Origin of the sequence: Bradyrhizobium sp. AS23.2 (genome assembly GCF_001908185.1) — a bacterium.
Taxonomy (GTDB): domain Bacteria; phylum Pseudomonadota; class Alphaproteobacteria; order Rhizobiales; family Xanthobacteraceae; genus Bradyrhizobium.
Map to the genome: position 1 here is coordinate 1 of NZ_LGHM01000373.1, position 3,330 is coordinate 3,330.

Consider the following 3,330-nt stretch of genomic DNA (forward strand, 5'->3'; position numbering starts at 1 on the left):
AAACAGGCTAGTGCCCCTACGGTAAGCGCTGTTCAGCGGCCACCTACCGGATGATGGGGCGATCTGCGAGTCTGCGGTTTGTTTGAACCGTTAGGCTTAGAATGGACACAGTGCATAGTGCTATCACGGAGCCGGTTCGGCGGCTTGAGGTCTTCACCGGAGCCGGCCGTCGGCGGAAGTGGAGCGACGAGGACAAGGCGCGGATTGTTGCGGAGATTGTGGCGAGCGGCGACTCGGTTTGCTCGGTAGCGCGACGGCATGGATTGTCGCCGCAACAGTTGTTTGGCTGGCGACGTCAGTTGCGAGAAGCGGCGGGCGGTCATTCCGAAGCAGAAGAAGTACAGTTTGTGCCGGCAGTGGTGGATGCCGTGGTGCCGGCGCCCGCTCTTAGCCCTGAGCGCAAAGCGGTGCGCAAGGCAAAGGCAGATTTCGGGGTCATCGAGATCGAAGTTGACGGCATCACGATCCGGGCCGGTCGTGGTGCGGACCCAAGGATGATTGCGTCGATCGTCCAGGCGCTGAAGGCGAGCCGGTGATCGGTCCGTCGGGTGCGGTCCGGGTGATGGTGGCGACCAAACCGGTAGACTTCCGCAAGGGAATGGAGGGGCTTGCGACCCTGGTGCGCGAGAGCATGGGGGCTGATCCATTCTCGGGAGCTGTCTATGTGTTCCGGGCCAAGCGGGCCCAACACGCGACATTCTGCATACAGTCTTCGAAGCGCGACAATTGCATATCCGTGGCATCCGCTTTTTGGACGGACGCTTCAAGTCGCACCGTTCCGACGCGGCAAGGATTTGAAGTGCATCTACACAGAAGAGCGGCGTGGGTTTAGCCGCGAGGTTCCCAGTTGGATGTTCGACGAAAGCTACTGTGCCGGCATGGCGCTTGGATCGCCGCAGGTCAGTATTGAGGGGCTCAACGAATTTGCAGCTGTCCTGAGGCTTCTCGGCACGACTCAGGCGTCGGGCGCACGATCCCGTCCTTCAATGAAGAGGGAGAAAGGACGTGCGGAGAAAAAACCAATATCGCGAGCCGGTTCAATTGGGTCTGGATCTGGGGCGTCGGATTCCCCAGAACCCGCTGGGCGCCAATCCCAAAGGCCTGATCCAGGCGCTCGCCGATCTCCTGCTGGAGGCGGCAGGCGTCGAGCCCATTCAGATGCCGGGAGGTGATCATGAGCATCAAGATCACGCCTGATCACCTCAGCCGCGCTGCCGTCGTCTATGTTCGCCAATCGACAATGTCGCAAGTCATGGGGAATCTCGAAAGCCAGCGGCGGCAATATGACCTGGCACAGGCTGCGGAAGCCGCGGGGTTTAGGTCGGTGACGGTAATTGACGATGATTTAGGTCGCTCCGGTTCCGGCAGCACGCAGCGGCCTGGATTTGAACGGCTTGTGGCGATGGTATGTTCGGGCGATGTCGGTGCTGTCTATTGCATCGAGGCGTCGCGGCTGGCGCGCAATGGACGCGACTGGCATCACCTGATCGACCTCTGCGCGCTTGCTGGCGCGTTGGTCATCGATCCCGACGGCGCCTATGATCCGCGGCTTGTCAACGACCGCCTGCTGCTCGGACTGAAGGGGACGATGTCGGAGTATGAGCTGAGTCTGCTTCGCCAACGGGGAATCGCCGCTCGAGACTCCAAGGCCCAGCGCGGCGAGTACCGCTTCATGCTTCCACCCGGATTTTGTTGGAATGAGCTTGGCAAGATCGAAATCGATCCCGACGAACATGTGGCGGGAGTTGTGCGACTCGTCTTCACGAAGTTCCGCGAGCTCGGCAGCGCCCGGCAGGTCTTTCTTTGGCTGCGTGCCGCCGACATCAAAATGCCTGTGGTCCTGAGGAACGTTCAAATCTACAAGCTCAGCTGGAAGGCGCCAGCCTATCACACGGTGATGCAGATCCTGCACAATCCGCTCTATGCTGGCGCCTATGCGTTTGGCCGAATCGCCCAGAAGACACGGATCGTGGACGGTCGCGCCCGCAAGGTCAGCGGGTTCAAGAAGCCGCGGGAAGAATGGAATGTTCTCCTGCGCGACAATCATCCCGGTTATATTGGCTGGCAGGAGTATGAAGACAATCAGAGGCTGCTGCTGGAAAACGCGCACATGAAAAAGAATTGCTCGCGTAAATCGGCGCGCGGGGGACGCGCACTCCTGACCGGCTTGATGCGGTGCGGACGTTGCGGGCGAATGATGCGTGTGTTCTATGGCCAGGCCAAGGGGAATGCCCATCGCTATCAATGCCGCGGCGATGACGCCCATGTCGGGGCAGGCCTATGTATCGGCATCGGCGGAGTGCGCGTCGATCGTGCGGTCGCGCTGCAAATCCTTGAGGCGGTCTCCGATCGGGCTGTTGAAGCAGCGATATTGGCGTCCGACCAGATTGAGCGCTCGAGACAAGAGATCATCGCCGCCGTCGAACGGGAGCTTGAAGTTGCAAGCTACGAAGCGTCCCTTGCCGCACGCCGATACGAACTTGTGGATCCGGGGAAGCGTCACGTTGCCCGCGAACTCGAGGCACGCTGGAATGGCGCATTGGAGCGGGTTGCCGAGCTTGAAGGTCGGATCAAGGAGCAGCGCGCCGCATCAGCGGAAACCCCCAAGATCGACCGCGCCCTGCTTCTGCAACTTGCGCACGATCTGCCGCGGGTCTGGAATGCACCGTCCACGGACACGCGCACCAAGCAACGGCTAGTTCACATCGTGGTCCGAGAGATTGTTTGCGATCTCGACGAAAACACCAATGAAGCGGTTCTGCTTGTCCACTGGACCGGCGGCCGGCACACGGAGGTTCGGGTTGCTCGCGTTAAGACGGGTCGATATCCGGGCGATATGGCCCCCACTGCCGTTGACGCACTTCGTAAACTCGCTGGTCGTTGGCCTGATCGAGAGCTCGCCGTGTCGCTCAATCGGATGCGCTGTAAGACCGGCGACGGCGAGACCTGGACGACTGTTCGCGTGCGGGAAATGCGCGAACGCCTGGGCTTGCCGGAATACGATCCCGCATCATCCGACGGCAAAATGATCAGCCTTGCGAAGGCTGCGGCACACTTTGGAGTTTGCGTCGGATCAGCAAAGAGCTTGGTGCTGAAGGGCATCTTGCCGGCAACCCAGGCAATCAAGGGCTCGCAATGGTTGGTCCCTGTCGACGCGCTGACGTCGGAAGCAGTACGCATAGCGGTGCAGCGCGTGATCGAACGTCGGCCGAAAAACTACATTGATTATCAGTACGATAGATTGATCCGCCTGCCTGGGATCTGACAAAGGGACGTACAATGAAACGAGCTGTGGCGATCTGGTCAAGTTACTTTGGCATGGTGTGCTGC

Annotated in this window: 3 protein-coding genes and 1 pseudogene; 3 read left to right on the forward strand and 1 reads right to left on the reverse strand. The window is 60.2% G+C overall.

The features are described 5' to 3' along the window. Positions 1 to 101 precede the first annotated feature (101 nt). Complete coding sequence (tnpA, locus tag AC630_RS42215) at positions 102 to 536, forward strand: IS66-like element accessory protein TnpA (RefSeq protein ID WP_074124341.1); 435 nt, start codon at positions 102 to 104, stop codon at positions 534 to 536. Continuing rightward, positions 533 to 682 (forward strand): annotated as a pseudogene (gene tnpB, locus AC630_RS47675) (IS66 family insertion sequence element accessory protein TnpB); the annotation flags it as partial. The gene tnpA and the pseudogene tnpB, both read left to right, overlap by 4 nt. 233 nt (positions 683 to 915) lie before the next feature. Here the strand turns inward: tnpB and AC630_RS46120 are convergent. Next, positions 916 to 1,182, reverse strand: coding sequence for a hypothetical protein (locus AC630_RS46120; protein ID WP_167561396.1), 267 nt, complete (start codon positions 1,180 to 1,182; stop codon positions 916 to 918). Between AC630_RS46120 and AC630_RS42235 the strand changes: the two genes are divergently transcribed. Beyond that, positions 1,175 to 3,265 (forward strand): recombinase family protein, encoded by a 2,091-nt coding sequence (locus AC630_RS42235; protein ID WP_074124345.1) that lies wholly within the window; start codon positions 1,175 to 1,177, stop codon positions 3,263 to 3,265. The two genes, AC630_RS46120 and AC630_RS42235, sit on opposite strands and share 8 nt — an antisense overlap. Positions 3,266 to 3,330 lie beyond the last annotated feature (65 nt).